The organism is Pseudarthrobacter phenanthrenivorans (assembly GCF_000813845.1).
Lineage (GTDB): Bacteria > Actinomycetota > Actinomycetes > Actinomycetales > Micrococcaceae > Arthrobacter > Arthrobacter phenanthrenivorans_B.
In genome coordinates, this window is the sequence record NZ_JWTB01000007.1 from 42,999 (window position 1) to 67,617 (window position 24,619).

The following is a 24,619-nucleotide window of genomic DNA, read 5'->3' on the forward strand; positions in this document are numbered from 1 at the left end:
GGTCCTTGGCCGCTAGGGAACGGAGCTTCCGCGCACCACCAGTTCCGCCGGATAAATAACCGGTTCCGGTGCTTCTCCGGGCTCCCCGATGGCTTCCACCAGAAGCTTTCCGGCTGCGGCCGCGATATCCGCCATGGGATGGGCCACTGTGGTGAGCCCCAGGCCATGCGCCGCCTGGATGGAGTGGTTGTCGAAGCCCACCACTGCGACGTCCTCCGGCACCCGCCGCCCCCTTCCGCGAAGAGTGTCCACCACGCCGAGCGCCATGAGGTCGGACGCAGCGAATATTCCGTCCACATCAGGCGACATGGCCAGCAATTGGGCCGCAGCATCGGCGCCGCCCGCCGTCGTAAAGTCCCCGTGGATGACGGGTCCGGGCTGGATGCCCGCTTCCCGTAGTCCCTGCAGCCAGCCGTCCAGGCGGTCGACGGCGGCCGTCATGTCAGTGGGGCCGGCAACAGTTGCCAACTTACGGCGGCCGGCGCCGGACAGGTGCCGCGCCGCCAGCCGGCCGCCCTCGACGTTGTCCAGGTCCACATAGGGAATCCCCGCGTCCGTGTCCCACGGCCTGCCGATGAAGACGGTGGGCAGCCCGGTGGCGCCCAGGGTCTCCACCCAGTCGTCGGCGCGGTGGTGGGACACCACGATCGCGCCGTCGACGTGTCCTCCACGCAGGTAGCGGAGGGTCCGCGCGGAGTCATCCCCGGCCCGGGACATGAGCAGCACCAACTGCAGGTCCGTCTCGCGGAGGGCTTCATTGACTCCCATGATCACCGCGGCAAAGTACGGGTCCATCATGACCCTGGCGTCGGGTTCGGGGATGACCAGCGCCACGGATCCCGCCCGCCGAGTGACCAGGCTCCGCGCAGCACGGTTGGGGGTGTATCCCAGCGCCACAATCGCGGCGTCAACGGCCGCCTGGGCCTGTGCGCTCACCTTGGAGCCGCCGTTGATCGCACGGGATGCGGTGGAGCGGGACACCCCGGCGGCCGACGCCAGGTCCTCCAGCGTAGGACTGGGCCGCCCTGCCCCTGCCGGGGCCGGGCGGCTGGAGTTTGCGTTCATTACACCGACAATACGACACCCCGGGCCGGCGGCGGGACGGGGTTGCTGCCCGCGGGAAGGGCGTTGCCGGATGCCACCGACGAGTACCACAGGGCGCTCGCTTTCGGAATCCGTTCCTGGGTGGGATAGTCCACCCGGACCAGGCCGAAGCGCTGGTGGTAGCCAAAGGACCACTCGAAGTTGTCCAGCAGTGACCACGCGAGGTATCCGCGGACGTCCACGCCGTCCGCAATGGCTCCGTGCACGGCGTCGAGATGGGCGGCGAAGAAGCCCAGCCGGTCCTGGTCGTCCACGAAACCCATGGCGTCGGGCACGTCCTCATAGGCTGCGCCGTTCTCGGTGACGTAGATCGGAATGCCGGCCGGTCCCGTGTACTCGGTTTGGAGTCGGTTGAGCAGGCGCCGGAGCCCTTCGGGCTGCACCTCCCAGCCCATTCCCGTGACAGGAAGGCCCCGGCGGACAGAGCGGGTGCCGTCGGCAGCCACGAACGGCGATGCCACCGCTCGGGTTGCCTGCCCCGGGACCGACGTCGTTTCCGGAGCTGCTTGCTCCTGGACGCCGGCCGGGTCCTTTGTGAGTGATTCACCGTGGTAGTAGTTGACGCCGAGCAGGTCCAGGGGTGTGGAAATCGACTCAAGGTCGCCGGCGTGCACCAGGTCCGCCATTCCCAGGTGCGCTACGTCTGCCAGGACGTCGGCCGGGTATTCGCCGCGGAACAGCGGGTCAAGGAAGATCCTGTTGAACTGCCCGTCAATCCGCCTCGCTGCATCCCGGTCGCTTTCGCTGCCGGGATCCCTCGGGTCGGCGACCGTCAGGTTCAGGGTGATGCCCAGGGAGGCCTCCGGGTCCCGGCGGCGGAGCTCCGCCGCTGCCAGGCCGTGGCCGAGCAGGAGGTGGTGCGCCGCAGCCAGGGCGGCCCGGGGTTCCTGCCGGCCCGGAGCGTGGATTCCTGCCGCGTAGCCCAGGAACGCCGAGCACCACGGTTCGTTGAGGGTGGTCCAGATGCGGACCCTGTCCCCCAGCACGCTATGCATATGGGCCGCGTACTCAGCGAAACGGTAGGCGGTGTCACGGTTGGCCCATCCGCCGTTGTCTTCCAGGGCCTGGGGCAGGTCCCAGTGGTAGAGGGTCAGCCACGGGGTGATGCCGGCAGCCAGCAGCTCATCCACCAACCGGGAGTAGAAGGCGATTCCCTCGGGATTGGGCGTAACGCCGTCAGGCATGCAGCGGGCCCAGGACGTGGAGAACCGGTAGGCCTTCATGTTCAGCCGGCCCATGAGCGACACGTCCTGCCGGTAGCGCCGGTAGTGATCGCAGGCCATGTCCCCGTTGTGGCCGTCCGCCACGGCACCGGGCAGCCGCGCGAACACATCCCAGATGGAGTCCCTCCGGCCATCGGCGTGTGCTGCGCCCTCGATTTGGTAGGCAGCTGTTGCCGTCCCCCAGAGGAAATCCTCCGGAAACGGACGTTGGGTGGAACTCATCCTTTGACTGCTCCTTGCATGATTCCGGATACGAGTTGACGGCCTGCCGCAATGAACAGCAGCAGGAGCGGGACGGTGGCCAGGACGGCGCCGGCCAGGACCACGGAGTAGTCCACGAAGTGGGCGGCCTGCAGCAGCTGCAGGGCCACCGGGAGGGTGGGGTTGGAGGGGTCAAGGACAATGAACGGCCAGAAGAAGTTTGTCCAGGTGGCCGCGAAAGTGAACAGTGCCAGCATGGCGGCGGCAGGGCGGGCTGCCGGGAAACCGATGTGCCAGAACGTCTGGATCATCGATGCGCCGTCCATCCGGGCGGCCTCGATAAGCTCGTCCGGCAGGGCGTCCCGAAGGTACTGCGTCATCCAGAACACCCCGAACGCGGTGACGAGGCCGGGGATGATGACCGCCCACAGTGAGCCCGTCCACCCCAGTTTGGACATCACGATGAACAACGGGACCACGCCCAGCTGGGTGGGGACCGCCATGGTGGCGATAACGAACACCAGCAGGGCCTTGCTGCCGCGGAAGCGGAGCTTGGCAAAGGCGAACCCCGCCAGGGTGGAAAATACGACGACGGATGCGGCCGTCACGCCGGAGACGATCAGGCTGTTGCCCATCGCCTTCCAGAACGGGATGCTGTCGAAGACCTTGGCCGCATTGGCCAGGAAGTTCCCGCCGGGAAGGAGCGGGATGCCCCGGCTGAGGACGGTGTTGTCATGGCTGCCCACCAGGAACGACCAGTACAGCGGAAAGATCGAAGCGAGCAGCACGGCACCGAGGAAGCCATAAGTGGCGAACCCCGGCCGGCGGGCGGCGCCGAAGCCTGTCCGGTGGTTCCCGCCGCCGCGCCGGGCTGCTGCCCTGGCCGCACCTTTTCCGGCAGTCTGTTCGATCACGGGAATGGAGCTCACTTGCGGCCTTCCTGGCTGGCGATGCGTTTGGTGATGACGAAATTAAGCAGGGCAATCAGGACGATGATCAGGAAGAGCAGCCACGCCACCGCGGAGGCCCTGCCGAAGTTGCGCTGGCCCCAGCCGAGTTCCCAGATGTACATGGTCAGTGTTTGCCACTGGCGGTCCGCCCCGCCCAGGCCGGACTGGTCAAAGACCCGGGGCTCATCGAAAATCTGGAGGCCGCCGATGGTTGAGGTGATCACCACGAAAATGATGGTTGGGCGAAGCATGGGTACTGTCACGGAGAAGAACTGCCGCAGCCTGCCGGCGCCGTCGATCGTGGCCGCTTCGAACACGTCACGCGGAATCGCCTGCATGGCAGCAAGGAAGATCAGGGCGTTGTAGCCCGTCCAGCGGAAGTTCACCATGGTGGCTATGGCGGCATGGCTTGCCACCGGATCGGAGTGCCACCGGACCGGGTCAAGCGCAAGCGCCTTCAACATCTCGTTGATCAGCCCGAACTGGTCGGCAAAGAGATTGTTGAAGATCAGCCCCACTGCCACGGGTGCCACGACGAACGGCACCAGCACCCCCATCCGCCAGAACGTCCTTGCCCGCAGGTTCGCGTCCAGCACCGCTGCGACCACCAGGGCCACGACTACCTGGGGAACGGAGGAGAGGATGAAGATGCTGAAGGTGTTGCCCACAGCGTTCCAGAAGTACGGCTGGGCCACCACGAAGGCGTAGTTTTCCAGTCCCGCGAACTTTCCCTGCCCGCCGATGAGGTTCCAGTTGTGCAGTGAAACCCAGGCCGTGTAGGCCAGCGGGAAGAGGCCCGTGACGGCGAACAGCAGGAAGAAGGGCGAAACGTAGAGGTACGGTGACAGCTTGAAGTCCCATTTGGAAACCTGCTGGGATAACGCGAGGCGCCGGACGTTTCCGCCGTCACGCCCCGTGCTGGGGCTGGGACCTGCGTGGCGCGTGACCCGGTCGGTGACTGCCATGCCTAGAGGGACTTCACTGCGGTGACGAACTTGTCCCAAGAGGACGCGGCGTCGTCCGACTTGTCAACGTCCACCCGGGTGAGGGCCTGCTGCATGGCGTCATTGATGGCGAAGTACTTGGTTCCCTTGAAGGGCGTGACATCAACGGCCTTGGCCCGCTCGGCGAAGATTTCGCCGGTCGGGGCGCCGTTGAAGAACTTGCTCGTCTGGCCCAGCAGCTCACTGCTTTCCAGTGCCTCTTTCTGGCTGGGGAAGGTGCCCTTAGCGGTGAACGCCTTGATCTGCTGCTCAGGAGCAGTCAACCAACCGGCCAGTTTCTTGGCTTCTGCCTGGTGCGCTCCCTGCGTGGGAACGGTCAGGTAGGACCCGCCCCAGTTTCCGCCACCTCCCGGGAAGACGTTGGCCACATCCCAGCCGGTGACCCCGGCCGCGTTGCCCTCGATCACTCCGAGCATCCAGCCCGGGCAGAGCGTGGTGGCGAAGGCGCCGGTCTGGAAACCGGAGGCCCAGTCATCGCTCCACTGCTTGAGGTGGGCGGACAAGCCGTCCTCGGTGGAGGCCTTCAGGACCTGCTTGTAGGTGTCCTTGACCTGCTGGTTCTCCGTGGCGATGACGGAACCGTCTTTCTCCTCATAGACCTTTTCAAGCTGGTTGCTCATGCCTTGGTAGATGGCCCCGGCGGAGTCGAACCAGGCGGAACCGGGGTTTGCGGCTTTGAATTTCTTTCCGGCGTCGAAGTAGCTGTCCCAGGAGGTACCCAGCATTTTGGCAACCTCGCCACGTTCGGTGGGCAGGCCGGCCTTCTTGAGGAGTTCGGAGTTGTAGCAGACGGCCTCGGGGCCGGAGTCTGTCCCGTAGCCAAGCAGCTTGCCGTCCGCGGTGGTGGCGGCCTGGGCCTTCCAGTCCAGCCAGCGCCCTTCCACTGCGGGGTCGGCCAGGTCCGCGAAGCGGTCCGGGTACTGCAGGAGTTCGGGAAGCCAGTCCACTTCCACGGCCTCGATATCGGACAGGCCCGAGCCTGCGGCGAGGCGCGTCGTGAGGTTGTCACGCGCCTCATTGGTGGTCGCGGCTTTCTTGTGCTGGATGGTCACGTTGGGGTTCTGTGCTTCGTATTCCTTGAAGAGCTCTTCGTAGCCGAACTCGTTGAACGTGCCGACGGTGAGCGTCACAGCCTCGGATCCGGTGGCACCGTTCACGCCGGACTTCTCGGGCGCGGAGGAACCGCAGGCCGTGAGCGACAGGGCAAGGCACGCGGCGGCGGCCGAAAGCACGGAGAACTTGCTGGGGTTTTTCACAGGGGGAAGACTCCTTCGTCAGGGTGCCCATCGGACCGCACGGGCGGCCGGGGCTGGGAGGTAGTGGAGCGGCCGGGCCGGACAGATGGACGACCATGGTGGGAGCGCTCTCACCAAATGGTGTCCCACCTCACAACTTCTTGTCAAGAAAATTTAGGAGCGCTCCCACTACCCTTGCCGGCCCCCGGGTGCGGTGTTACGCTTCCCCGACGGGAGCGCTCCCACCATCTGACCCCGCGCGTGGTTAACCGCCGCGGGTCATCCAGCCCCACCACTGACAGGACCAGCAATGCCGCTATCCTTACGCCCTGATGCACCCAGACCCCTTCCGCCGCAGCGCCGGCACCACCCTGGCATCGTTGCCGCAAGCACCGCCCTCCTCATCGGGCTTGCCGCCGCCGGCGGGACCATTCCGGCGCAGGCGGCGCCGCCGGCCGTGAAACCCGGAGTCCAGGCTCCGGCGTCGCCACAGCAGCCGACACAGACCTCGCAAAGCCCGTTCGGGTCCAATACGTACGTCTTCGATCCCGGCATGCCGGTGGCGCAAATCCAGGCCACAGTGGACGCCATTGCGGCCCAGCAGGTGGACGACGAGATGGGCTCAAAGCGCTACTCCCTGCTGTTCAAGCCCGGGACGTACGGCACCCCCGAGGAGCCGCTGATCGTCCAGGTGGGCTACTCCACCGAGGTGGCGGGCCTGGGCGCTGCACCCACTGATGTCACCATCAACGGACACGTGGACGTCTACAACCGGTGCCTCACCGCGGACAACTGCATCGCCCTGAACAACTTCTGGCGGTCCCTGTCCAACCTCACCATCAACGTCACGGGACTTGAGGGCTGCCGCAGCTCGGCAAACTTCTGGGCAGCCTCCCAGGCTTCGCCGATGCGCCGGGTCAACATCACCGGCGGCAACCTTTCCCTGATGGACTACTGCACCGCCGGCCCGCAGTACGCCAGCGGCGGCTTCATCGCGGATTCCAAGACGGGCGCCGTCATCAACGGCTCCCAGCAGCAGTACCTGGTGCGCAACAGCAGCATTGGAAGCTGGTCCAACGGAGTCTGGAACCAGGTGTTCTCGGGCGTCAACGGGGCACCTGCAGATTCCTTCCCGGACCCGCCGTACACCACCCTGGACACGACTCCCATCAGCCGCGAGAAGCCCTACCTGACGGTGGACCCCGCCGGGCAGTACAGCGTGTTCGTGCCCTCCGTGCGCCAGGACTCAGCGGGGACCACGTGGGAAAACGGCCCTACGGAAGGCCGCAGCATCCCGCTGGCCGACTTCTACGTCGCATCGCCCGGTGATTCAGTGCAGACCATCAACACGCAACTGGCCCGTGGAAAAAACCTGCTCCTTACCCCCGGGGTCTACGACGTTGACCGCAGCATCGAGGTCAAGAGGGCCGGAACCGTAGTACTCGGTCTGGGCATGGCAACACTTACCGCCGTCAACGGATCAGTGCCCCTGACAGTCGCGGATGTCCCCGGCGTGGACATTGCTGCCGTTACCGTGGATGCCGGTGAGGTCAACTCACCCGCCCTGATGCGCATCGGCAAAGCCATCCCGGGCGAAGGGGGCGGACCCGCCAACTCTGCCGTCCACAGCGATCCGGCCAACCCCACCACGCTTCACGATGTGTTCTTCCGCATCGGCGGCCCCCACGTGGGCAAAGCCTCGGTCAGCCTGGAAGTCAACAGCGACAACGTGCTCCTGGACCACATCTGGGCCTGGCGCGCGGACCACGGCAAGGGCGTTGGCTGGACCAGCAACACTGGCAGGAACGGCGTCATCATCAACGGTGACAACGTCACTGCCACCGGCCTGTTCGTGGAGCACTACCAGGAGTACAACGTCATCTGGAACGGTGAAAACGGCAGGACCGTGTTCTTCCAGAATGAACTGCCTTACGACGCTCCGAACCAGGCAGCCTGGCAGCACGACGGGGTCCTGGGCTGGGCGGGATACAAGGTGGCAGATACCGTCAAAACCCACGAACTCTGGGGCGGCGGCAGCTATGTGTACAACAACGTGGACCCAACCATCCACGCCACCCGCGGCTTTGAAGTCCCCGTGACCCCCGGGGTGAAGCTGCACAGCCTGCTGACAGTGAACCTGGGTGCCGGCACGCTGGACCACGTGGTCAATGACACCGGCGCGCCCGTCTCCACGGCCGCCGTCGGAGTTCCGAGCTACGTGGCCAATTTCGGCTAGGAGCCGGCCACCACAATGGAGGGCGCGGTGCCGGCAATGGATGCCGGCACCGCGCCCACTTTTCGTTTTCGTTCCGGGGCCCTATTCGTTCCGGGTCCGGCCTGCCAGCGCCGCTGCGCCCCACACGGCCAGCAGCAGCGCCACCAGCACAAGGCCGGCCTCGCCCAGATCGATGGAGCCGAGCCACGCCGTCACCGGGTCGTCCAGGGCAAAGGCCGTGTGGAGGAACCCGCCAAGGGTGATGCAGGCGATGACCAGTGCTGACAGGGCCGAGATGCCCGTGACCAGCGTGTTGAATCCGAGCCTTCGCTGCGGGTCGGACAGGGCCGAGCGGTACATCCGCATCATGGCCATGCCGTTCAGGGAATCGCACAGGGTCATTGCGGCGGCAAAGGCCAGGGGCAGCGCGAGCATGGCGAATGCCGGCACCCCGGCCAGCGCCGCCGCGGCCGTCACCATCAGCAGCCCGATGGTGGTGGCGGTGTCAAAACCCAGGCCGAACAGGAAGCCGACCACGTAGATGTTCCGCGGCCGGCGCACCCTGGACAGGGGACGGGCAAGCAGCCGCGCCATCAGGCCCAGCGGCTCGAGATCCCCGGCGTTGACGGCGGCACCGTTCCGGGCGCGGCGGAGGGCACCAGCGGACCGGGCGAAAGCCGAGCCGTTGAACAGCCCCATGGCCAGCAGGAACAGCCCGGAAACACCGCTGCCGATCAGCCCGAGCAGCAGATTGCCGGCTGTCCCCTCCTGCATGAATCCCCCCACCATCGACGCTCCGGCGATCACCAGCACCCCGGCGAGCGTCACGACGGAGCTGTGGCCAAGGCTGAACGCGAATCCCACGCTCACCGGGTCCTGCCGCTGGGCCACGAATTTCCGGGTCGAGTTGTCAATCGCGGCCAGGTGGTCCCAGTCGTAGCTGTGCTTAACCCCGGCCAGGTAGGCGGTCAGCACAAGGCCCCACGTGAGCGCCTGCGGTGCCGTGGCCCCGGCATTTCCGGCGAGGAGGAGCACGACGGCGGCAGCGTGCAGGGCAGCCACGGCACCGAAAGTGCACAGCACCCGTGTCCGCAGCGGCAGTGATTCCCGGTCCCGATAGAGGGCGGTGATGGTGGTCAACGCCGTCATCAGTGCTTCCTCAGGTTCAGTGGCCCCTGCCCGAACCAACGGTCCCGCAGGACATTGGCGCAGGCGGTCAGCAGGCGGTTCAGTTCCCCGGTGTTGTTGGACAGCGCGCGCAGCACCAGGCCGCCAGTTCCCCGGACGTTGCAGGTCAGCGAGATACCGGCCAGGGCATCGAACCCTGGCGTGAGGTGGTGCAGCTCATCGGCGAGCGCCTGGTCCACCCGCGCATCCACCACCATGAGCGATCCCACGTGGCTGTAGCCCTCCATGAAGCCAAGCCCGGTGACGTCGCCGAGCGGTGGCCGGATCAGCAGGTTGTCCAGTGCCAGGAGCTGCGCAGCGCTCTCCCCGTCCTCGACCCAGACCTCGTTCCGCAACCGGACCTCCTCATAGCGGAAGGCAGCCCCGTCCGGTGACCAGCCCGGGGTGACCACCTCGGCCATGACCAGGGTTGAGGTGGGCCGGAGGGTTACGCGGGTGCGTTGCCGGTAGCTGGCTTCCCGGTAGGCGATGAGCTGGTCCGGCATGAGCTCCAGCCGCGCCCCCTCCCCGAGCCGGACAGCCATCCGCTGCTCGGCAAAAGACCCGGGAGTCCGGTAAACCTTGGTCGCGGACTGGGTAGTCAGCAGCAGAGAAGCAGAGTCCCCCACCTCCACATCAATCAGGAAAAGGTCCGCCCCAAGATAAGCCCCGCCAGGATTCACGACGACATAACAAACCTGCCCGGAGTCATCGAGATAGTGCGGCCGCAAAACCCGAAGGGCGCCCTCATGGAACTGGTGCGAGGCAACCGAGCGGCCACCTCGGGAACTGACGCCCAACTCAAGCCGCCCCATAGGTGACCTGTCAGCAGAAGCGGAGCCGGGGATAGGGGGCCGCGGCGTGGCGGGCACCGCGGAGCGGGCACGGCCCCCTATCCCCGGTGAAGCGCCGGAAGCGACCCCACCTGCGGGCGCAGGCCGCGGCGAGGTGCCTGCTTGAGGTGACCCAACCGCCGTCGTACTCATGCCAAGTCGAGCATCAGGACGTCGTGCCGGATCCATTCGATGACCTTGTCGAGGCCTTCGTCGGTCTTGAGGTTGGTGAAGCAGAAGGGCTTGTTGCCGCGGAATTCTTTGGAGTCCCGTTCCATGACGGCGAGGTCAGCGCCGACGTGGGGGGCGAGGTCGGTTTTGTTGATGATGAAGAGGTCGGACTTGATCATGCCCTGGCCTGCTTTGCGCGGGATCTTCTCGCCTTGGGCCACGTCAATGATGTAGATGGAGAAGTCGACGAGTTCGGGGCTGAAGGTGGCGGAGAGGTTGTCGCCGCCGGATTCGACGAAGATGACCTGCAGGTCGGGGTGCCGGGTTTTGAGTTCCTCGATGGCGGCGGTGTTCATGGAGGTGTCTTCGCGGATGGCGGTGTGGGGGCAGCCGCCGGTTTCGACGCCGATGATGCGGTCCTCGGGGAGGATGCCGTTGGCGGCGAGGATTTTGGCGTCTTCGATGGTGTAGATGTCGTTGGTGATGGCGGCCATGGAGATGTTGCCGCTCATGTGCCGGGTGAGCCGTTCCACGAGCTGGGTTTTGCCGGCGCCTACGGGGCCGCCAATGCCGATTTTGATGGGTTCAGTCATGGTGTTCCTCCTTTGGGTTCATGGGCGGTCAGCTCATGAACATTCGGGCGCGCTGGCGTTCGTGCCGCATTTGTGCAATTTCCAGTCCGGGGGTGACGGCGCCGAGGTCGTCCGGCGCCAGGTGCGCGATCACGTTGATGGCGGCAGCGACGTCGTCGTGGGCTTTCCGCAGCACCCGTTGCCCGGCGTTTTGGCCGAGCGGGATGGCGCGGACGGCGTTCTGCGTCAGGGAGGTGACGGTGGCGAAGAGGTAGGCGGCGAGCGCCTCCTGCAGCGGCACTCCCAGGGAACGGGCGACGACGGCGAACGCGAGGGGCTGGTGCCCGGCGGCCCGGCCCGTGGCCACCAGGTCCCGGTAAAGTTCCAGCGCGGGCGAGGGAAACACCTCAGCCCCAATCTCGAGCAGCCGGCCGCCCATCTTCACGCTGGCCTCCCGAACCTGCCGCGGCAAGAGTGAAGCAGACAAAAGCGAATCCAGCTCCCCAAGATCAACACCCTCATAGAAGAGCCGAACGGCCAACCCATCGGAATAAGTCAGCGACTGCGCCACAAAAGCCGAGAGCCAGTTTCCAAATGACACTTCATCAAAAACGAGCTCCCGCTCGATGTACGTCTCAAACCCAAGGGAGTGAGCAAAAGCCCCAGTAGGAAGCGCAGAGTCAACTAACTGCTGCAAAGCAAGCTGGTAACTAATCACCGCACTGCCGCCCAACGGAACGGAGCATCGCGACGGCCCGGATTGGGGGCCGCGGCGTGGCGGGCACCGCGAAGCGGGCACGGCCCCCAATCCGGGCCGGCGCACCCAAGCGACGCCTCCCGTGGAGCCCCAGCGCTGCCACAGGGTTACTAGTGCGAGTGTTCAGCATGGCGGAAAGGCACAGGCATGACGCGTTCCTGGCGGGTGTAGGGCACGGAGTTGTGGCGGAGGTAGTCCTCGACGGTGTGGTCGTAGGCGCACACCATGACGTCTGCTTCATACTCCGAGGACGCATCGAAGAACTGTGCCTGGAGGTGCCGGTTGCCGAGGGAGTGTGCGGTGACGCCCATTTCGTGGATGGTGCGGGGTGCGATGACCAGGACGTCGGTGGGCAGGACGGACACCACGATCATGTTGGACTCTTCAACATGCAGGATGTCGCCGTCGCGGAGGTCGCCGGAGCCGGCGGGGAGGCGGATGCCGATTTCCTTGCCGTGGTCGGTGGTGGCGCGCTGGATGCGTTTGACCAGCGAGGTGCTGGGGAGGACCACTTTTTCGCGGTGGAGTCCGGCGTAGGCGGCGAGGTCGGCATCGGGCATTTCGTGCAGGTTGCCGAGGATTTTGTCGATGATCACGTGGTTTCTCCGGAGTTCTAGAACAGGAAGTAGCGCTGGGCCATGGGCAGCACGTCGGAGGGTTCGCAGGTGACGTCTTCCCCGTCGACGGTCACCTGGTAGGTTTCCGGGTCCACCTGGATGTCCGGGGTGGCGTCGTTGTATTTGAGGTCGGCCTTGGTGAGGTTCCGGATCCCTGACACGGGCCGGATGACCTTCCCGAGCCCCAGTTCTTCGGGCACCCCGGCGTCGATGGCGGCCTGAGACAGGAAGGTGATGGAGGACTGCTGCAACGCTTTGCCGAAGGTGGCGAACATGGGCCGCATGGTGCGCGGCTGCGGGGTGGGGATGGAGGCGTTGGCGTCCCCCATCAGGGCGTAGGCGATCTGGCCGCCTTTGAGGACCAGTTCGGGTTTGACGCCGAAGAACGCCGGGTCCCACAGCACCAGGTCCGCGAACTTTCCTTCCTCGACGGAGCCGACGGTGTCGGCAATGCCCTGCGCGATGGCGGGGTTGATGGTGTACTTGGCCACGTAGCGCTTGAGCCGGAAGTTGTCGCTGCCCTCGGAACCGTGGACACCGCCGTCGGGCGCTTCCAAGACCCCGCGTTGCTTCTTCATCTTGTCCGCCACCTGCCAGGTGCGGGTGATCACCTCGCCCACGCGGCCCATGGCCTGGGAGTCCGAGGAGGTGATGGAGAAGATGCCCAAGTCCTGCAGGACGTCCTCGGCGGCGATGGTTTCTGCCCGGATGCGGGAGTCGGCGAAGGCCACGTCCTCGGGGATGTCCGGGTTGAGGTGGTGGCAGACCATGAGCATGTCCAGGTGCTCTTCGATGGTGTTCCGCGTGTAGGGCAGGGTGGGGTTGGTGGAGGCGGGCAGGACGTTGGGCATCCCGGCGATCCTGATGATGTCCGGGGCGTGGCCGCCGCCGGCACCTTCGGTGTGGAAGGTGTGGATGACGCGGCCGTCGATGGCGCGGATGGTGTCTTCCACGAAGCCGCACTCGTTGAGGGTGTCGGTGTGGATGGCCACCTGCACGTCGTACTCGTCGGCCACCCTCAGCGACGTGTCGATGGAGGAGGTGGTGGCGCCCCAGTCTTCATGGACTTTCAGTCCGATGGCGCCGGCGCGGATTTGCTCTGCGAGGGGTTCGACGGCGGACGCGTGGCCTTTGCCAAACAGGCCGATGTTCATGGGCAGTCCTTCGGCGGCCTGCAGCATCCGCTGGATGTGCCACTTCCCCGGCGTCACGGTGGTGGCTTTGGTACCTTCGGCGGGTCCGGTGCCGCCGCCGATCATGGTGGTCACGCCGCTGGCCAGGGCGGTGGGCACCTGGTCCGGGGAGATGAAGTGGATGTGGGTGTCGATGCCGCCCGCGGTGAGGATCTTGCGTTCCCCGGCGATGATTTCGGTGCTGGCGCCGATCACGATGTCCACGCCGTCGGTGATCTGGGGGTTTCCGGCCTTGCCGATCTTGACAATGTGCCCGTCCCGAAGGGCGATGTCCGCTTTGTAGATGCCGGTGTAGTCCAGGATCACGGCGTTGGTGATGACGGTGTCCGGCACACCGTCGCCGGAACCGTCACCATCGCGGACCGCCTGGCCGTTCTGGCCCATGCCGTCGCGGATCACTTTGCCGCCGCCGAACACCACTTCCTCGCCGTAGGCGGTGAGGTCCTTCTCGATTTCGAGGAACAGCTCCGTGTCCGCCAGGCGGATCTTGTCCCCGGTGGTGGGGCCGTACAGGTCGGCGTACTGCCTGCGGGGAATCTCGAAACTCACTGGGCGTCCCCTTCCGTGCCGGAACCGCCCCGGCGGGCGCCGCCGTCGAGCTTTCCGTTGACGGCGTTGCTGAGGCCGAACACCTCCCGGCGCCCGGCCAGGTCAATCAGCCGGACGACGCGGGAGTCGCCCGGCTCAAACCGGGCGGCAGTCCCTGCGGGAATGTCCAGGCGGCGGCCGTAGGCGGCCTCCCGGTCGAAGGCCAGGGCTGCGTTGGCCTCGGCGAAGTGGAAATGCGAACCCACCTGCACGGGCCGGTCGCCGGTGTTGGTCACGGCCACCTCGATGGCTTCCCGCCCGGCGTTGGCCGTCACGGGTTCCGGCCGGAGGACGTACTCCCCTGGGATCATGGCGGCGCTCCTTAGCGGATGGGGTTGTGGACGGTGACGAGCTTGGTGCCGTCGGGGAACGTGGCCTCGATCTGGACATCGTGGATCATTTCGGGCACTCCCTCCATGACGTCCGCGCGCGTGAGCAGGGTGGTGCCGTAACTCATTAGGTCGGCCACGGTGCGGCCGTCGCGGGCCCCTTCGATCAGTTCATAGCTGATGATGGCGACGGCCTCGGGGTAGTTGAGCTTGAGGCCTCGGGCCTGCCGCCGGCGGGCGAGGTCGGCGGCCACCACGATCAGGAGCTTTTCCTGCTCACGCGGCATCAGGTGCATGGGGTTCCCTTCGACGGTGCGGGGCGTGTTGACAGCGTAGGCCGGTCAGGTTTCCGCCACGTTTCGAGGGCATCAAGAAAGGCTGGATTCCGTTCCGACCCCGGCTTCAGTGAGCCGGGCAAGGATCTCGTCGCTGGACTGGACAGGCTGGCGGTACGTGGCGGACAGGATGCGGAGCATGTCGGCGGCGTCCTGGTCGGCTTCTGAGGCCATCGCGTCCCTGGCATAGGTCACGCGGATGTTGTGCGCGAAGGCGTCCGCCCCGGTCTGGGCGATGCAGTTGTGCGTTGAGACGCCGGCCAGCACCACTTCGCCGGCATCCCAGTTCCGGAGCCGTGCCAGCAGGTTGGTGCCCACGAAGGCGCTGTCCCTGGTCTTGTTCAGCTGGGGCAGGTCGTTGGTGACGAGCCCGGCACCGATTGGGCCTGCCCGCTGCCGCGGAAGATGAACCCCTGGTCGTCGTCCAGCATGCTCAGGGTCCAGGTGGACTTGTCCCGTTCATGCTCGGTGCCCACCAGGAGCGCCTTGTGTCCGGCCGCCCTGAACCCCTCCAGCAGGCGGTTGCACTCGCTGACAACCCGTTCCTGCTGGGCTGCCAGTTCCGGTGTCTCAAAGAAGGCGTTCTGCATGTCGATGACCAGGAGGGCAATCACGGGGGCACCTTTCCGAATCGTGAACCGGTGCCATGGCTGTACCCGCCGCCGGCGCGGACAAAACCTGCATACCCGGAATCTAGGGGGCGGACTCCCGGATCCTCAGCTCGAACCCGGCCTCCACGTGCACACCCTGTGCTGCGGTTTCGCGCCCGGCGATCCGGTCCAGCAGCAGGCCGATGGAGCGTTCGGCGATCTCCTCCATGCCGGGCGAGACAGTGGTCAGGGAGGGCGACGCGAACCGGGCTTCGTCGATGTCATCGAACCCGGCGACGGCCACGTCCGCCGGCACGTTGACGCCGCGGATCAGCAGTTCGTGCAGGGCGCCGAGTGCCAGCACGTCGTTGAGGCCAAAGACGGCGTCGAACGTCACGCCGGCCGCCAGGAGCCCGGCCACGGCGGCAGCCCCGGTGTCCCGGCGCCACTCGGCAGGCGCCACCAGGGCGGGGTCGAACGGGATGCCGGCGTCCTCGAGTGCCTTCCGGTAGCCGTTCAGGCGCAGGCCCGCGCTCCCGGAGGATTCCGCGGGGTTCGCTCCGATCACGGCAATACGACGGCGGCCACCGGCCAGCAGATGCGCCGTCAGCGCTGCCGCGGCTTCCCCGTTCTTCATGGTGACCAGGTCGAATCGCGGGTCCATGATGTGCTCGCCGAGCATCACCAGGGGCTTGGTGCCTGCCCGCGCGGCAATGGCCTCGGCGTCCGCCACCAGCGGCGTGAACAGCAGGCCGTCGGTGAGCTGCCGGAAGGTTCCCTGCAGGGCGCCGAGTTCCGCGTCCGCCTCGGCGTCGGACTGTTCCACCATTACGCGGTAGCCGTGGCGGGACGCGGCCTTCATCACCTTGGAGGCCAGCTCCGCGTAGTACGGGGCGGAGAGGTCGGACAGGACCAGGCCCAGCATGGAGGTCTTGCCGGACCGGAGGCTGCGGGCCGTGAGGTTTGCTTCGTAGCCCAGTTCCGCGATGGCGTCCTGCACGCGCTGCTTGGTGGCCGGCCGGATGAATTCGTAGTCGTTCAGGACATTGGAGACGGTCTTGAGGGACACGCCCGCAGCCCTCGCGACGTCGTTCATGGTGACTGCCATTAACGTTCTTTTCCTGCTTTCGCCGCGGCCTTGGCCGCCTGCTTGCTGGCCCGTACCTTGGCCAGGGATTCCGGGTCCACGATGTCCGCCACGGACAGGTAGCTGCCTTCCGCACCGTAGTGGCCGGCGGCCTCGCGCCATCCGGGCGCGTCGAGGCCGCGCTGCTTGCCCAGCAGTGCCAGGAAGATTTTGGCTTTCTGCTCTCCGAAGCCGGGCAGGGCCTTGAGCCGCCGCAGCACCTCGGCACCGTCCGGCGAGCCCTTGGTCCAGATGGCGGCGGCGTCGCCGTCCCAGTCGCTTTCCACTGCCTCCGCGAGCGCCTGGACGCGGGCGGCCATGGACCCGGGGAAGCGGTGCACGGCAGGACGTTCCTTGAACATTTCCACGAACGCGGCGGGATCGTGTGCGGCGATGGCGCCCGGATCCATCGAACCGATCCGGGTCCTGATTTTCTCCGGCCCCGCGAAGGCGGACTCCATGGTCACCTGCTGGTCCAGCAGCATGCCGGTCAGCAGGGCGAAGGCGTCCTCACTCAACAACTTGTCCGCGGCGGGGTCCCCCGTGATGTGCAGTTCCATGCCGTCCATCCTCCCACCTGCGGGCCGCCGTCGTCACAGCAACGGCGGCGGCCCGGCACCGGGGCGTTCAGCCCTCCACAGCCAGCCGGATCATCGACCAGGACACGGCCGGGAGCTCCGCCGTGAGCCGGCCTTCCTCAACCTGCACCGTCCCGTTGTCCGAGGGCAGGACGGAGGTGGAATCGTCGGCGCTGGCCTGCCAGTAAGGGTCCTTGTTGGCGTAGGTCACGGCTTCCACCAGGCGCACATTGCCCAGGGCTGCGACGGCGGCGTCCAGCGTGAGGGCGTCGGCGGCGGACCGGTTGACGGCGAACACCACTGCCTCGCCCTTGCCGGCGTCGTACGTGGCGACGGCGGACAGTGCCGCGACGTCCGCCGTCTTGCCGCCGCTGACCAGCGGGGATTCGACGGCGAGCCGCAGCACGGTGCCGGAGGCGTGCCGGGAGGTCAGGGCGAAGGGGTGGAAGGTGGTCTGCTTCCAGGCCCGTCCGCCGGGTTCGGTCATGATGGGCGCGATGACGTTGACCAGCTGGGCCAGGCTGGCGGAGTGGACGCGGTCCGTGTTCCGGAGCAGCGTGACCAGCAGGTCCCCCACCACCACGGCGTCGGCCACCGTGTAGGTGTCTTCGAGCAGGACGGGGGCCACCGGCCAGTCCTTTCCGGTGGGTACCTTGGACTCGTCCCGGCTCATGTGCCACACATTCCACTCATCGAAGGAAATGTTCACCTGTCTGGTGGATTTCTTCACGGACTTCACGTGGTCGATGTGGCTGACGATGTCGTGGATGAAGGCTTCCATCTTGTGCCCGGCGGCGAGGTGTTCCTGGAGGTCGCCGAAGTCTTCGAAGTACTGGTGCGCCGAGACGAGGTCCACCAGTTCGTAGGTCTCGGACAGCACCACCCGTTCCCATTCGCCAAACGTTGGCATGGTGGGTCCGGAGCTGCCGCAGGCCACGAGTTCAAGGCCAGGATCGATCATGCGCATGCCGCGGGCAGTGTCCGCCGCGAGCCGGCCGTACTCCAGGGCGTTCTTATGCCCGATCTGCCAGGGCCCGTCCATCTCGTTGCCCAGGCACCACATCCTGATGCCGTAGCCGTTTGCCGCGCCGTTGGCGCGGCGCTGTTCCGACAAGGCCGTGCCGCCGTCGATGTTGCAGTACTCCAGCAGATCCAGTGCCTCCTGGGTGCCGCGGGTGCCGAGGTTGACGGCCATCATGGGCTCCACCCCGGCCTTCGCCGACCACTTGGCGAATTCGTCCACGCCCACCGTGTTGGGGTCCGTGGAATGCCACGCGAGGTCAAGGCGCACCGGACGCTGCTCCACCGGGCCCACGCCGTCCTCCCAGCGGTAGCCGGAGACAAAGTTGCCGCCCGGGTAGCGGACCGTGGACACTCCCAGCTCCCGGGTCAGTTCCAGCACGTCCCGGCGGAAGCCGTCCCCGTCCGCGTCCGGGTGGTCCGGCTCGAAGATGCCGGTGTAGACGCACCGGCCAAGGTGCTCCACGAAGGCACCGAAGGTGCGGCGGCGGACGGGTCCGACGGTAAAGGAGGGGTCGATGGTGATGGTGGCGGCGGCAGGTTGTGGCAAGGTCACGAAAGGCATCCTCGGTTCGGTGTTTACAACGTTATAGAAACATTCTTGAAGCAAGGGCGTGCCGAGTCAAGAGTTTTGTTTTCGGTGGCCTGGAGGATATTCGCCGCCGTGTTGACGGCGCGTACCCGTCCGACCTGCGGCAACATCCGCAAGGGACCCTGGGGCCGCACGTCCAAGTACTACCTAATCGAAAAAACAGGTACCAGCTACGCGTTCACCTGGAGTTTGCCGGGATTTAAGTTTTTCTCAGAGACAAGGCCTGTTGGCTCTCGGTACTTGGCTCACTAGGGGGTGTGAGACTGGCAATGCGCGCACGACAGGTAGGCCCAGGCTTCCCGGTCCAAAGGATCCGGGTGATAGGCGGGGCCGGCGACGAGGAGTCCTTCGAGACCAAGGGCTCTCCCCCAGCCGTCGCCGGCCCTCTTGCCCCCGCCTCCGGCTCCAGGGTCCACGCGAAGCTGCACGCTGCAGTCAGCCACGGCATGCCAGGGAACCCGGCCCTTTTGCTCGACCTGGTCAATGGCACCCAGTCCCTTGCCGACTCGCTGGACCTGCTGGTCGCGGCCTCAGCGGCGCACGTGGTCAGGACCGCGGGACTGGATGTGGGGTGCGGAGTGGTGCTGCACCAGCCCAAGCGCAGCCCGGCAATCACGGGCACCAGCGAGGAAGTGGTCCGGCTGCTGGATTGGGAACGGGAGGCAGCTGAAGGCCCGGTCACCGACGTCATGGCCGGCGGCCACCCCGTTGCAGTACTCCAGAGGAACGGGGACTTCCGCTGGCAGCGTTACTCCAGCCAGCTGCAGTCCGCCGGCTACGGCAGTGCCCTGGCGGTGCGGCTGCGGTTGGAACCCGAACCGCCAGGGGATACGACAGTCCCCCGGGAAGACGGGCGCCCTGGCCGCAGCGAAGCGGGCCAGCCCGCCGCTGTCCTTGCCTTCTTCGCCCACGACGCCAAAGCCTTCCCGCTGCAGGTCATTGCTGAAGCACGGAGCTTTGCGGCACTGGCAACCAAGAGCCTGCAGATGGCCGTCAACCTGCACGCGGCCCGCTCGCTGGCCACCGACCTCCGCTCTGCCCTGGACAGCCGCACATCCATCAACGTGGCGTGCGGGGTGATCATGGCGCAGAACAGGTGCTCCTACCAGGAAGCATTCTCCATCCTGGCCAAGGCTTCGAGCCACCGGAACATCAAAGTGCGCAAGGTGGCGGAGGACATCCTGGAGCAGCTGCCCGAGGGCGCGCCACAGGCGCACTTCGGCCACTAGGTTCCTGCCGCGGCACGGGTTCATTCCTCCCGGGATGGGTAGGAACCGTTGAGGACCGGGCACGGGAGGAGTGGCAGGGTGAAGGACAACGTGCAGGCATCCACCCCGCGCGGCCGTACCGGGAATCCAGCGCCGGGTGGTGCCTCCGCCTGGCCCGCAGGGCCGCTGGCCGCGGGCCTTGGGCTGGCCGCACACCTTGGCGGCGGAGGCCTGTCGCCGGCAGCCCCTGTCGTGGTGGCGCTGGCGGCGCTTCTGGGACTGGCCGCGGTGCTCCTGGAACGCCTGGCGCCGGCACGCCTTCCGGGCTGGGCCATCCTGGTGGCATCCGCCGTTGCCCAACAACTGCTGCACCTGGCGTTCGCAGCCTTCTCGACGGCCGGCGCTGTCCCGTTGCCGGACCACATGCATGGCGGACTCCCGGCGCCGGACGTACCGTCGTCGCCAGCCGTCCCTGCAGACCACTCGCTGCACCTGATGCTCTACCTGCATGCGGCCGCGGCGCTGCTGGTGGACGCGGCCGTTGCCCAGTGGGGCCGGTTCACGGGGTGGGCGCGGGCGTCCCTCAGGATGTAAGGGTGCCCCTGGCGATGCTCACGCTGGAGTGGGCCGGGTTGCCGTCCACGGGCTCGTCCGACACGTCCACCACCGGGTACTGCGAGAGGTCAAGACCGGCGGGAACCTGGAATGTCCCCGACGTGGAATTCATGACGCCGAGACTGACCAGCCGGGACAGGTCCGGGGCGATGAGCCACACCTCCTGGTAACCCCTCGCTTCATCCTTGTCCAGGGTGACCTGCAGGTTGCGCGAGCCATCCGGAGCTGCCACCACCTTGGCCGAGCCTGCCGCCGAATGCTGCGGCAGCGGCTCCAGCTGGGCGGCCGCCAGCTGCTGGGGCTGGGGACGGTTCAGCGCCCAGATCCCGCCGAAAGCCACCAGCACGGCAGCAGCCGTGGCGGCCAGCCAGGGGCCGGGACGCCGCCACCACGCGGCTTTGGCCTGCCCGCGGAAAGGGACAACGTTCGACGGCGGCACTGGGCCCGGTGCGTCGGCGCCAGGGCCCGGGGCGGAGCCGGCGGCCGGACCGAAGGATGGGCCGCCGCGTCCCTTCCCGACCGCGTCCACTGCCAGGGGGTCCTCCCGCAGGGACTCGTCCAGGCCGAGTTCGCGATGGATTCCCGCCCAGACCTCCGGGCCGGGCATGGAGAGCCTGCTCGTGTCGGGCGCGGTCCTGACCGCTTCCACGGTGCGGCGCAGGGCGGCATAGTCGGCAGCGCATTCGGGGCACGCCCGCAGGTGCTCCCGGCCTTCCGGGTCGTCCCATCCTTCGTACAGGGCCAGGAGGCTCAACTGTTCCGGATCAAGATGCGGCATGGTCTACCTCCAATCTGCTTCTCAGGTGGGTCAGGCTGCGGCGGATGTGGCTCTTGACGGTACCAAGGGGAAGGCCAAGTTTCCGCGAGATCTGTTCGTGCGTCAGGTCCTCGTAGAAGGCAAGCTTCATGATGGAGCCCTGCGGCTCGCCCAGCCGTTCCAGTTCGCCGTCCAGGAGCAGCCGGTCAGCAAGCATTTCGGCTGCCTCAGTTCCAGCTCCTGTCTCGCCGGCCATGCCTGCACCGGCGGCGGCAAAGGCCTTGCGGGCCTCGCGGGTCCACGCCTGCTGCGCATCGGCGATGGCGTTGCGGGTGATCCCCACGATCCAGGCAGGGAGCCTGGCGACCTCCGGATTGAACGTGGCCCGCGAGCGCCACACACGGATAAAGACCTCCTGGGTCACATCGTCTGCGGCGGCACGGTCCGGAAGGGACCGCAGCGCCAGGGTGTGCACCAGTGGCGCGAACTCGCGGTAGGCCGCTGCCAGCGCCCTCTCGTCGCCGGCCAGGAAGGAGGCGGTCAGACCGTCGTCCCATCCGCGGGAGGCGTGCCCGGGCGATGTCACAGGGAACTCCCTCCCGGCTTCGGTGACGAGAAACGTGCTGGTCACCGCTTATGCAGGGGCAGCAGTGACAATCACATTGTCGCTGTAGTCCATGCGCTCGTCCAGCCACCGGCCGCCGCAAGTGACCAGCTTGAGTTCGTGTGGACCGTGGCGGCGGAACACCGAGCCGGAGTCGAATCTGTCCTTGGCCATCAGTTCCACGCGCACCACCCGGTAGGTGAGCGCCGGGGCATCCTCGCGGCCCACCCGGATCAGTGTTCCGGCCGCAAGGGACTTCAGCGCCGAGAACGGCGCCCTGTCGGAGGTGGTGTCGATATGGCCGGCGATGACGGCGGTGCCTTCGGCTGCCCCGGGGGCGGGACCGAATTTGTACCAGGCGGCACGGTCGAACACGTCGGGTATCTCCATCGCCCCGCCGCCTGATACTCCGGCAGGTACCACGGGCATGCTGATGGAGGTCCCGGACACCGAGAGTGACGTGGGGGCCGGGACGGACCGGGGGGCGGGCGGCGGAGTCGCCGGCCGGATCTGGATGGCGCTGGTGGAGGGAACAGCGGGCGAGGGAACAGCGGGCGAAGGAACGGCCGGCGGGGTAACAGCTGCCGGTGAAGGCGCGGCAGCGCCGGCCGGGGACGGGGCGGAGGTCGGAGGGGCCGGGGAACCGGCGGCCGGTGCGACGGTGGCCGTCTCACCGGCGCCGGCGGGGCCCGCAGTCCCGGCGGTACCGGCCGGACCGCAGCCCGAAAGAACCAGTGCGGCAGCAAGCACCGCCGCCGCAGCGCCCGGGGAACGGCGGCGGTCCGTTCCTGCCGGCGTCGTGCCTGTCTTCATGCCTGCTGTCCTCCCTTCAGCACCGGGTAGCCACCCTCAATGGTGCCCGGCGACCCGGATCCGGCGCCGGACCACCAGGGCGGGCGGCCACCCGGCGCATCCTCACCAGCAGTCAGGGGAGCCGTCCCGCATTGCCGGGCCGGCTCCCCTGGGCTGGTCCTTCAACAGCTTCCGCCCGCGTTACAGCTCCGCGCGCCGGGTCCTGACTGCGCGGGCCACGCCGACCGCTCCGGCCAGGAGGGCGAGTGCCGCCAGGCCGAAGCCGGCCGTGGCAACGGCAGGGCCCGCGCCGCCGGCATCCGCTGGGCCGTTAAGGGCACCGGGAACCGAACCCGGGGCGGAGTGCAGTCCGTCAATGGTCTGCACGGCGAGCTTCAGGTTCTGGTCCTGCAGGCTGCCCCAGGCGTAGACGATGGTGTGCGTTCCTTCGGTGACCGCCACGTCCGCGGGGCCGAGCACCGGGGTGGTGGTGCCAGCGGCGGCAACCGCGGCAGGGACCGTGCCGGGGTCGAGGGTCAGGGTCTTTTCATTGGGGTTGGCCAGGTTGCTGATGACGGCGGTGCCGCCGGCCAGGACGTCGACGGCGGGGGCAGCGGCTGCGTGCCGGACCGTCAGTTTGCCCTTGCCTGCGGGTATCTGGGACACGTCATTGGTGAACAGGCTGGCCGTGGGTTTGCCATCGGCACCGAGGTGCGCGGCGGCGGTGTAATTTCCGTTGGCGGCGAGGTTGACGCTGACGGGGCCGATCGCCGGCGCGGAAGCGTCTGCGGCGTCCGCTGCCGTGATGGCGATGTTGTACGTGCCGGCCGGGAGGGCCAGCGGTCCGGCGAGGGTTCCGGGAGTGAAGTCATCCAGGGTGCGTTCGCCGTTGACCCAGACGTCCACGGTCAGTCCGGGGACGCCATGCAGCACGGAAAGCTGCGCGTCCCCGTCTGCTGCGTGGGCTGGGCCTGCAAGAGCGATTGCGGCTGCAATGGCTGCTGCACCGGCACCTGCGGTGAAGATTGTGTTGCGCATGTCCATCTCCTTGAGCGGCCCGGCTGCCGGGCGTTTTTTGCTGACACCCCTACTACCGGCGCAGCCCCGGATTTGGATGCAGATTCATGGAGATTTTTTTGGCTTCTTTCTTCCGCCTATGGGGCGGGGGCGGCGGTGCTGGCCCGCAGGACCAGTTCGGGCGGAACCACCGTGGAGCTCACAGCGGCACCGGACTCGATCTCCTTGAGCATGATGTCCATGCAGCGGCGCCCCAGTTCCTCGAAGTCCTGGCGGACAGTGGTCAGCGGCGGCGTGAAGTACCCCGCTTCCGGCTGGTCGTCGAAGCCCACCACGGAGACGTCGTCGGGCACCTTGACCCCTGCCTCGGTGAACGCGCGCAGCAGGCCCAGGGCCATCTGGTCGTTGCCCACGAAAATGGCCGTGGCCGTCAGGCCTGACGCCAGCCGGCGGCCGATGGCGTAGCCGCTGCCCGCGCTCCAGTCGCCCTCGACCAGCAGGGATTCGTCCAGGCCGGCCTCCCGCAGGGCCGCCCGCCACCCCTCCGCGCGTTCGGCGCCGTCCGTCCAGTCCGGCGGCCCGGCAACGTGGCCGATCTTCCGGTGCCCTTCCTTGATGAGGTGTTCGACGGCGAGCAGGGCTCCCGCGCGCTGGTCCACCATTGCGCCGCTGACCGAGGCGCTGCCGGTGGAACCCACGGCCACCACGGGCACGGGAAGGTTCAGCTGCTCGAGTACGTCAACGGTGTCCGCATGCGGCACCAGGACGGCAATCCCGTCCACGGCCTGGTCCATGAAGTGGCCCACGGCGTTGGAGATCGCCTCCCGGCTGACTTCCCGGAGCGCGGCGATGCTGACAAAGTACCCGGCGTTGCGGGCCGCCTGCTCAACCCCCAGCAGGGTGTTGGCCGGGCCGTACTGGGACAGTTCACTGGCCAGCACGCCGATGGTCTGCGAGCGCCGGGTAACCAGGCTCCGGGCCGCGGTGTTGCGCCGGTACCCCAGTTCGGCAATGGCGGCCTCGACTTTTTCGCGCGTCGCTTTGCTGACATTGGGGTGGTTGTTCACCACGCGGGAGACGGTCTGGTGCGAGACGCCGGCCACCTTGGCCACGTCTTCCAGGCGCGGCATCCGGCCCTTGCTGGTTTTCGGCATGTGCCTATTGTGCCTGTTGGCGTGTTTCCGGCCTGCGGCACATGCCGGAAACCACAGCGGCTTCGCGCGGAG

General features: G+C 67.2%; 24 protein-coding genes and 1 pseudogene. 3 read left to right on the plus strand and 22 right to left on the minus strand.

Going from position 1 to position 24,619, the window contains the following annotated elements:
• Positions 1-12: 12 nt before the first annotated feature.
• From RM50_RS03255 to RM50_RS03275, 5 genes are read right to left on the minus strand one after another with little or no spacing between them, the layout of a single operon-like run.
• Complete coding sequence (locus tag RM50_RS03255; RefSeq protein ID WP_043449911.1) at positions 13-1,065, minus strand: LacI family DNA-binding transcriptional regulator; 1,053 nt, start codon at positions 1,063-1,065, stop codon at positions 13-15.
• On the minus strand, positions 1,065-2,549 hold the full coding sequence (locus tag RM50_RS03260; protein WP_043449914.1) for a glycoside hydrolase family 1 protein: 1,485 nt from the start codon (positions 2,547-2,549) through the stop codon (positions 1,065-1,067). The genes RM50_RS03255 and RM50_RS03260 overlap by 1 nt, the downstream gene beginning before the upstream one ends.
• A complete protein-coding gene (locus RM50_RS03265; protein WP_043449916.1) occupies positions 2,546-3,457 on the minus strand; it encodes a carbohydrate ABC transporter permease in 912 nt (303 codons plus the stop codon). The genes RM50_RS03260 and RM50_RS03265 overlap by 4 nt, the downstream gene beginning before the upstream one ends.
• Positions 3,454-4,443 (minus strand): carbohydrate ABC transporter permease, encoded by a 990-nt coding sequence (locus RM50_RS03270; RefSeq protein WP_043449918.1) that lies wholly within the window; start codon positions 4,441-4,443, stop codon positions 3,454-3,456. Before RM50_RS03270 ends, RM50_RS03265 begins: the two co-directional genes overlap by 4 nt.
• 2 nt (positions 4,444-4,445) lie before the next feature.
• Entirely contained in the window at positions 4,446-5,738 is a 1,293-nt protein-coding gene (locus RM50_RS03275) for an ABC transporter substrate-binding protein (RefSeq protein WP_043449920.1), read from the minus strand.
• A 289-nt stretch (positions 5,739-6,027) separates the two neighbouring features.
• Here RM50_RS03275 and RM50_RS03280 point away from each other — a divergent pair, with 289 nt between their 5' ends.
• Positions 6,028-7,953, plus strand: coding sequence for a hypothetical protein (locus RM50_RS03280; RefSeq protein ID WP_043449922.1), 1,926 nt, complete (start codon positions 6,028-6,030; stop codon positions 7,951-7,953).
• An 81-nt stretch (positions 7,954-8,034) separates the two neighbouring features.
• Here the strand turns inward: RM50_RS03280 and RM50_RS03285 are convergent, their stop codons facing one another.
• From RM50_RS03285 to RM50_RS03340, 12 genes and pseudogenes are all read right to left on the minus strand, one after another.
• Positions 8,035-9,081, minus strand: a complete 1,047-nt coding sequence (locus RM50_RS03285) for a HoxN/HupN/NixA family nickel/cobalt transporter (RefSeq protein WP_043449924.1) — start codon at positions 9,079-9,081, stop codon at positions 8,035-8,037.
• Positions 9,081-9,914, minus strand: a complete 834-nt coding sequence (locus tag RM50_RS03290; RefSeq protein ID WP_082006956.1) for an urease accessory protein UreD — start codon at positions 9,912-9,914, stop codon at positions 9,081-9,083. The genes RM50_RS03285 and RM50_RS03290 overlap by 1 nt, the downstream gene beginning before the upstream one ends.
• Positions 9,915-10,081: 167 nt before the next feature.
• Positions 10,082-10,696, minus strand: a complete 615-nt coding sequence (ureG, locus tag RM50_RS03295) for an urease accessory protein UreG (protein WP_043449928.1) — start codon at positions 10,694-10,696, stop codon at positions 10,082-10,084.
• Positions 10,697-10,724: 28 nt separating this feature from the next.
• On the minus strand, positions 10,725-11,393 hold the full coding sequence (locus tag RM50_RS03300; RefSeq protein ID WP_052259932.1) for an urease accessory protein UreF: 669 nt from the start codon (positions 11,391-11,393) through the stop codon (positions 10,725-10,727).
• Positions 11,394-11,542: 149 nt separating this feature from the next.
• Positions 11,543-12,028: an urease accessory protein UreE gene (ureE, locus tag RM50_RS03305; RefSeq protein ID WP_043449932.1), complete on the minus strand. Its 486-nt coding sequence runs from the start codon at positions 12,026-12,028 to the stop codon at positions 11,543-11,545.
• Between the two features lie 17 nt (positions 12,029-12,045).
• Entirely contained in the window at positions 12,046-13,791 is a 1,746-nt protein-coding gene (gene ureC, locus RM50_RS03310) for an urease subunit alpha (RefSeq protein WP_043449934.1), read from the minus strand.
• Complete coding sequence (locus RM50_RS03315) at positions 13,788-14,141, minus strand: urease subunit beta (protein ID WP_043449937.1); 354 nt, start codon at positions 14,139-14,141, stop codon at positions 13,788-13,790. The genes ureC and RM50_RS03315 overlap by 4 nt, the downstream gene beginning before the upstream one ends.
• Positions 14,142-14,152: 11 nt before the next feature.
• Positions 14,153-14,455 carry an urease subunit gamma gene (locus RM50_RS03320; RefSeq protein WP_043449939.1) on the minus strand — a complete coding sequence of 101 codons (303 nt, stop codon included), beginning with the start codon at positions 14,453-14,455 and terminating at the stop codon, positions 14,153-14,155.
• A 72-nt stretch (positions 14,456-14,527) separates the two neighbouring features.
• A pseudogene (locus tag RM50_RS03325) lies at positions 14,528-15,108 on the minus strand (cysteine hydrolase family protein).
• A 79-nt stretch (positions 15,109-15,187) separates the two neighbouring features.
• Complete coding sequence (locus RM50_RS03330) at positions 15,188-16,192, minus strand: LacI family DNA-binding transcriptional regulator (protein ID WP_043449942.1); 1,005 nt, start codon at positions 16,190-16,192, stop codon at positions 15,188-15,190.
• The gene (locus RM50_RS03335) at positions 16,192-16,779 is read right to left on the minus strand and encodes an HhH-GPD-type base excision DNA repair protein (protein WP_043449944.1); all 588 of its coding nucleotides are present in this window, start codon (positions 16,777-16,779) and stop codon (positions 16,192-16,194) included. The genes RM50_RS03330 and RM50_RS03335 overlap by 1 nt, the downstream gene beginning before the upstream one ends.
• 58 nt (positions 16,780-16,837) lie before the next feature.
• Positions 16,838-18,373 (minus strand): alpha-N-arabinofuranosidase, encoded by a 1,536-nt coding sequence (locus RM50_RS03340; protein WP_043449946.1) that lies wholly within the window; start codon positions 18,371-18,373, stop codon positions 16,838-16,840.
• A 344-nt stretch (positions 18,374-18,717) separates the two neighbouring features.
• Here RM50_RS03340 and RM50_RS03345 point away from each other — a divergent pair, with 344 nt between their 5' ends.
• Positions 18,718-19,629 carry an ANTAR domain-containing response regulator gene (locus RM50_RS03345; RefSeq protein ID WP_240471852.1) on the plus strand — a complete coding sequence of 304 codons (912 nt, stop codon included), beginning with the start codon at positions 18,718-18,720 and terminating at the stop codon, positions 19,627-19,629.
• Positions 19,630-19,707: 78 nt separating this feature from the next.
• On the plus strand, positions 19,708-20,202 hold the full coding sequence (locus RM50_RS03350; protein ID WP_240471853.1) for a hypothetical protein: 495 nt from the start codon (positions 19,708-19,710) through the stop codon (positions 20,200-20,202).
• On the opposite strand, the gene RM50_RS03355 is transcribed toward RM50_RS03350, so the two are convergent.
• From RM50_RS03355 to RM50_RS03375, 5 genes are all read right to left on the minus strand, one after another.
• A complete protein-coding gene (locus tag RM50_RS03355) occupies positions 20,192-21,001 on the minus strand; it encodes an anti-sigma factor (RefSeq protein WP_043449949.1) in 810 nt (269 codons plus the stop codon). The two genes, RM50_RS03350 and RM50_RS03355, sit on opposite strands and share 11 nt — an antisense overlap.
• Positions 20,988-21,566, minus strand: a complete 579-nt coding sequence (locus RM50_RS03360; RefSeq protein ID WP_043449951.1) for an RNA polymerase sigma factor — start codon at positions 21,564-21,566, stop codon at positions 20,988-20,990. Before RM50_RS03360 ends, RM50_RS03355 begins: the two co-directional genes overlap by 14 nt.
• A gap of 48 nt (positions 21,567-21,614) precedes the next feature.
• The gene (locus RM50_RS21035) at positions 21,615-22,397 is read right to left on the minus strand and encodes a class F sortase (RefSeq protein ID WP_043449954.1); all 783 of its coding nucleotides are present in this window, start codon (positions 22,395-22,397) and stop codon (positions 21,615-21,617) included.
• Positions 22,398-22,577: 180 nt separating this feature from the next.
• Positions 22,578-23,414 carry a DUF4397 domain-containing protein gene (locus RM50_RS03370; RefSeq protein ID WP_043449956.1) on the minus strand — a complete coding sequence of 279 codons (837 nt, stop codon included), beginning with the start codon at positions 23,412-23,414 and terminating at the stop codon, positions 22,578-22,580.
• A gap of 116 nt (positions 23,415-23,530) precedes the next feature.
• A complete protein-coding gene (locus RM50_RS03375; protein ID WP_043449959.1) occupies positions 23,531-24,547 on the minus strand; it encodes a LacI family DNA-binding transcriptional regulator in 1,017 nt (338 codons plus the stop codon).
• Positions 24,548-24,619 lie beyond the last annotated feature (72 nt).